General features: G+C 49.8%; 5 protein-coding genes and 4 tRNA genes. 1 reads left to right on the top strand and 8 read right to left on the bottom strand.

Going from position 1 to position 4,618, the window contains the following annotated elements; translation table 11 throughout:
* The 8 genes from AB4875_RS17385 to birA all read right to left on the bottom strand — a co-directional run.
* A partial coding sequence (locus AB4875_RS17385; RefSeq protein WP_368377383.1) for a GTP-binding protein occupies nt 1-133 on the bottom strand: 133 nt, incomplete at its 3' end.
* Nucleotides 134-235: 102 nt separating this feature from the next.
* Nucleotides 236-311: transfer RNA gene (locus AB4875_RS17380), tRNA-Thr, on the bottom strand.
* A 32-nt stretch (nt 312-343) separates the two neighbouring features.
* A tRNA-Gly gene (locus AB4875_RS17375) sits at nt 344-417 on the bottom strand.
* Between the two features lie 35 nt (nt 418-452).
* Nucleotides 453-536 (bottom strand) — tRNA-Tyr (locus AB4875_RS17370).
* Nucleotides 537-628: 92 nt separating this feature from the next.
* Nucleotides 629-704 (bottom strand) — tRNA-Thr (locus tag AB4875_RS17365).
* 36 nt (nt 705-740) lie between these two features.
* A complete protein-coding gene (locus tag AB4875_RS17360) occupies nt 741-1,454 on the bottom strand; it encodes a hypothetical protein (protein WP_368377382.1) in 714 nt (237 codons plus the stop codon).
* A gap of 11 nt (nt 1,455-1,465) precedes the next feature.
* Entirely contained in the window at nt 1,466-2,203 is a 738-nt protein-coding gene (locus tag AB4875_RS17355) for a type III pantothenate kinase (protein ID WP_368377381.1), read from the bottom strand.
* A gap of 1 nt (nt 2,204) precedes the next feature.
* Nucleotides 2,205-3,164 (bottom strand): bifunctional biotin--[acetyl-CoA-carboxylase] ligase/biotin operon repressor BirA, encoded by a 960-nt coding sequence (birA, locus tag AB4875_RS17350; protein WP_368377380.1) that lies wholly within the window; start codon nt 3,162-3,164, stop codon nt 2,205-2,207.
* Between the two features lie 220 nt (nt 3,165-3,384).
* Here birA and AB4875_RS17345 point away from each other — a divergent pair, with 220 nt between their 5' ends.
* The gene (locus tag AB4875_RS17345) at nt 3,385-3,720 is read left to right on the top strand and encodes a BON domain-containing protein (RefSeq protein WP_368377379.1); all 336 of its coding nucleotides are present in this window, start codon (nt 3,385-3,387) and stop codon (nt 3,718-3,720) included.
* The last annotated feature ends 898 nt before the right edge of the window (nt 3,721-4,618 follow it).

The following is a 4,618-nucleotide window of genomic DNA, read 5'->3' as shown; positions in this document are numbered from 1 at the left end:
CTGCCTTACCACCAAACACCTCTGCACATACGCGCGTCAGTGCTGCGGTCAGCGTGGTTTTACCATGGTCAACGTGACCGATGGTGCCCACATTCAAATGGGGCTTATTACGTTCAAACTTCTCTTTAGCCATTGCGACAGTCTCCTAGCGGACTTTTTCGTCAAGTCACTATTTTCGTCAAGCCACTACAAAAAGACAAAAGCCAAGTAAATCAGCTTTTGTCGCCAAATTTAATGGAGCTCATGACCGGATTTGAACCGGTGACCTCTTCCTTACCAAGGAAGTGCTCTACCGACTGAGCTACATGAGCACCGAAAATATCTATTACACCCCTGCCCAAACTGGAGCGGGTAGCGGGAATCGAACCCGCACCATCAGCTTGGAAGGCTGAGGTTCTACCATTGAACCATACCCGCTGAAACTGTTATCTGCTGGCAAGTCTTACAATTAATGGTGGTGGGGGGTGGATTCGAACCACCGAAGCTTGCGCGTCAGATTTACAGTCTGATCCCTTTAGCCACTCGGGAACCCCACCCCAAGAAAACGGAATATTCCTTTTAAGCCATACATTTAACAACTCAACCTTGGCTGACTTATTACTTCTGCACCGCTTATAAGGAAAGTGTGTGGAGCTGGCGAGAGGAGTCGAACCCCCGACCGGCTGATTACAAGTCAGCTGCTCTACCAACTGAGCTACGCCAGCTTAGCTACCACGTCGCTTCCAAACGAGGCCGGCATTCTAGTCTAACTCACGGTGAGACGCAATCAGATTGCAGCTTTTTTTCCCTAGGCTTTTGTTATTATCTGTCTTTTTCTCCATTGCCAACTCCGCTGCCGTATACAATTCAGTCCCCGCTCGCCCCGTATAACTCAACCAATAGCGCTCACCTTCTTTCGGCACCCGCTTAACAGCTACTTGATAATTCTTCTTTAGGAGCCGCTTAGCATGGACCGCAGCCCTCTCGTCAGTGGTAAACACTCCGAGGGAAATGGCATTTTGCAGGACTCCGCCGCGAATAATAAAATTATCGATACGCTTTGCTCGCAATTCTGCGCTGATATTTGCTGCGGAGTCAAAAGAGGGATAGGGGCCAAGATAAACCCAAAAATCAGCACTTCGCTCATAGCGTTCAGCCAACATCTTGGCGCCAACAACCAATGTCGCATCCCGGCGGAGTTCATCACGACTCTTATAAGGGCCAAGCAGCAAACAGCCCAAGTCATTTACCTCCTCAGCAACTCCAGCTGCAGCGACCTCGGAAGCGCCCTCTTTTAATGAAGCCGCATCCCGGACAGACTCGCCCTCAGCCGAAGTCGTTTCTGACAGCAGCAAGATTCTATTTTGATCATCACTAACAGCCAAGACTGCCGAATCTAAGGAAAGATCCACGTCCCGGTAACTGATGTAGATAACGACATTGATAGCTAGCAATAGAAGAAAAAACCACCGCATCCGACTCCCCCCTATCCTTTAGCCAGCACCGGCGCCAAGCCATCTAGCACCAGATCTTCGTGGTAGCACCACGAAGCCGCCACCTCCCCTGCCAAGCGCCTTAGGGTCAAGCCATCCCCCCCGGTAATAAAAACATCGTACTGATCACCAATCAGTAATTCCGCTTCACTTAATGCCGCGCGTACCGCGCCAACTAAACCTAACCATTTACCATTATGGACACAGCTATCGGTATTTAGGCCAGGCGCGATACTCCTAGCATCCTCGGCACCGAAGCGCACTCGGCCCGTTCCACCCGCGAGTACCTTTAACACCAAACTAACACCAGGCAAAATATAGCCCCCCTGATGCAAGCCATCATTATTTAAGACGTCTATTGTTAGTGCTGTGCCTGCATCTATCACCACACAAGCTTGACGCTTCACCTGAAAAGCCGCAACCATTGCCAGCCAACGATCCACCCCCATTTTATGGACATCTTGATACCCGTTGACCACGCCGGCACACTCTAGCTGCGATGTAGCAAATTTATATTCCAGTCCAGACTGAGCAAGCATAGCTCTTAGTCTAGCTTCTAGATCACTACTTGCGACCGAGCCAACACGGATCATATCGACCGCCCCAAGCAGTAAATCGCACACACCGTCGACGCCATCAATCAAGCGCCCCGACTCAACGACTTCGGCTGCTTTTAATCGCCGCCATTTAATCGCAGTGTTACCCACGTCCAGCTCTAAGATCAGAGTCAATTTAAGCGCCTCGCAGACTTACTTCGCCACCATTAAAGACGCGCTCGCCCTCAGGGGTTGTTAAAATCAAACCGCCACTTCGATCTACACCAGTAACTACGCCCTCAATATATGTTTGACCAAGCTGCACTCTGACGGGTCGACCGGCAAATACGTCATAGCGAGACCATTCATCTTTATGAGCAGAGAAACCTCCAAACGAAAACTCCTGAAACACCAAGTACAGTGCTGACATTAATTCCGCTACTAGCGCGTTTCGATCAACGACGCCCACTACTTCCGCCAAGTCAGCCCAAGGTTGCGAAATACCAGCGGTATTTGCGCCGGTCATATCAACGTTTAGCCCCACACCTACAATGACTTGGCAGACGCCCGAGGGATCACCTTGCATTTCCAATAAAATACCGGCCATCTTCTTATCTCGATACAAGATATCATTCGGCCATTTTAGGCCGAGACCAGTCACTCCAAATTTTGTTAGAGCACGCACAACCGCTAGGCCAACAGACAAACTAAGCCCCTCAAGTGCTGAAGCGCCTGCCTGAAATTCCCAAACCTGCGACAAGTATATATTACGACCAAAAGGACTTCGCCACTCTCGGCCTCGGCGCCCTCGCCCGGCACTCTGCTGCTCGGCGATGCAGCAATAACCAGCAGCCCGCCCTTCACGTATAGCTGTCGCAGCGGCGTTATTAGTTGAGTCTATTTGCGGAAATATCGTAAATTCCCCAAGAGCAAGCTCAGCCTCCACTGATAAGAGGCCCCGTATCCGGTCGCCATCAAGAAGATCCAAACCACCCACCAAGCGATATCCACGGCCTTTTACCGACTCAATTTGTAATTCAAAACCCTCAAGCTTTTGCAGCTGCTTCCATACCGCCGCCCGACTTACCCCCAGAAGAGCACCTATCTCCTCTCCGGAGTGGTACTCGCCATCCGCCAATATACTTAAAATTTCCACACTACCCGCGCGCCTATCGCAATTTGAATGGACTGGATCATATCAGAATATTTGCATTATTGGCGGCGCTGGAAACATTGACACTCGGGAATCAGAGACTACCTTTTATAGATGGGCATAAGCGAGGAGATCCGTTACAAGATTTACCCCGTAATCATTGTTAACGCACACTAGATTGTGCGAAATAATCCATCACCCATTGAACACAGGGGTTCATATTATGAAAATCAAACAAATCATTACTGCTTCGGCAATAGGTGTCTTTGCATGCAACCTCGCTTTCGCGAGCCCAACATCAAGCTCAAATCCGCTCTACGTCCAGGCCGGGGGGCATATCGGGGTTCATTCGAGCGCAGACCAAGAGCTAGCAAAAGCAGTCATCAGCAAGCTCCAGGCTGACAGCAAGCTGGCGGGCGTATTAGAAGTTGACAGCCGCGACGGCAATATTTCGATCTCCGGCCGCGTTGATGAAGTAAGCATGATTTACCGCGTAGTCGAAATTATTAAAGACAATAATGCGGTAAAAAGTGTCGACGTTCGTCAACTTGATACCTAATGCTTGCATATACAGTCTAGCGATTTGAAAAACATCCCCACTTGGGGATGTTTTTGTTTACCGTGTTTAAAACAACGCTTGCTTATCAATAAGCGCCAATAAAGACCAATAAAGACCAATAGTGGACCTAACGCCGTCGATACGGAAAGATTAGTAGGCATTCTTAATTACGGGAATCTCGCTTCTACTGCCAAAAAAACCTGCAGTGGGCCTACTTGGATTTTTTATTTCGGAGCGTGGAGCAGAGCTGTAAGTTATAGCTTTTACTTTTTCGCTTACCATCTAGCGTGAAGTCGCAGCCGACTGCTTTAGTTTATAAAAGAACTACCGAGCACAATAGCTCTTCATTCAACTGAGAGGGCCTTTAAGTTACTTTTCGCTGGAAGCACTGCTTCTACGTTACAGTTTTACCGCCATCCGCATGCATCACTGCCTCAACCACTGCTCGTCTGTTTAGTTTACAACGCGCTGCTCGTGGCGACACGACGCCCCTTTACGCATAAAAAACCCGAGACTCAGATGAATCTCGGGGCAGCGTGGCCTGTATGCCCAGTGGGTAGGCGAGTAAAGCGAGTGCTTTGGCAATTTAAATGACAATAAAAAGCCTGGCGAGGGCCCGCCCCGTGAACGAAGTGAACGCTTTGGGTGAGTCGGCCCCGCGAAGCGTTGTGGGTCCTGACCTACTTTGTGTTGCGAGCAGTGCTCGCAATCGCTGCGCGACGCCTGTCGGCGCACCAAACTCGTTCTTACAGAACAAAGTTTGTCGCATGGGCCGTGTAGTGGAACCCACTTCCAGCAGTCCATAAAAAAACCCGAGACTCTATTGAATCTCGGGTTCTAAATTAAAGCCTGGCGAAAGCTGGCCCCAGGAGCGCAGCGACTGTTTTGGGTCTGACCG

The sequence above is a fragment of the Zhongshania sp. R06B22 genome, from assembly GCF_040892595.1.
GTDB lineage: Bacteria > Pseudomonadota > Gammaproteobacteria > Pseudomonadales > Spongiibacteraceae > Spongiibacter > Spongiibacter arctica.
This window is presented reverse-complemented; position numbering and strand designations above follow the sequence as displayed.

Bases quoted from the DNA above. Each gene is read 5' to 3' on its own strand.
- AB4875_RS17345 (WP_368377379.1), top strand. From the start codon at position 3,385: ATGAAAATCAAACAAATCATTACTGCTTCGGCAATAGGTGTCTTTGCA.
- AB4875_RS17360 (WP_368377382.1), bottom strand. From the start codon at position 1,454: ATGCGGTGGTTTTTTCTTCTATTGCTAGCTATCAATGTCGTTATCTAC.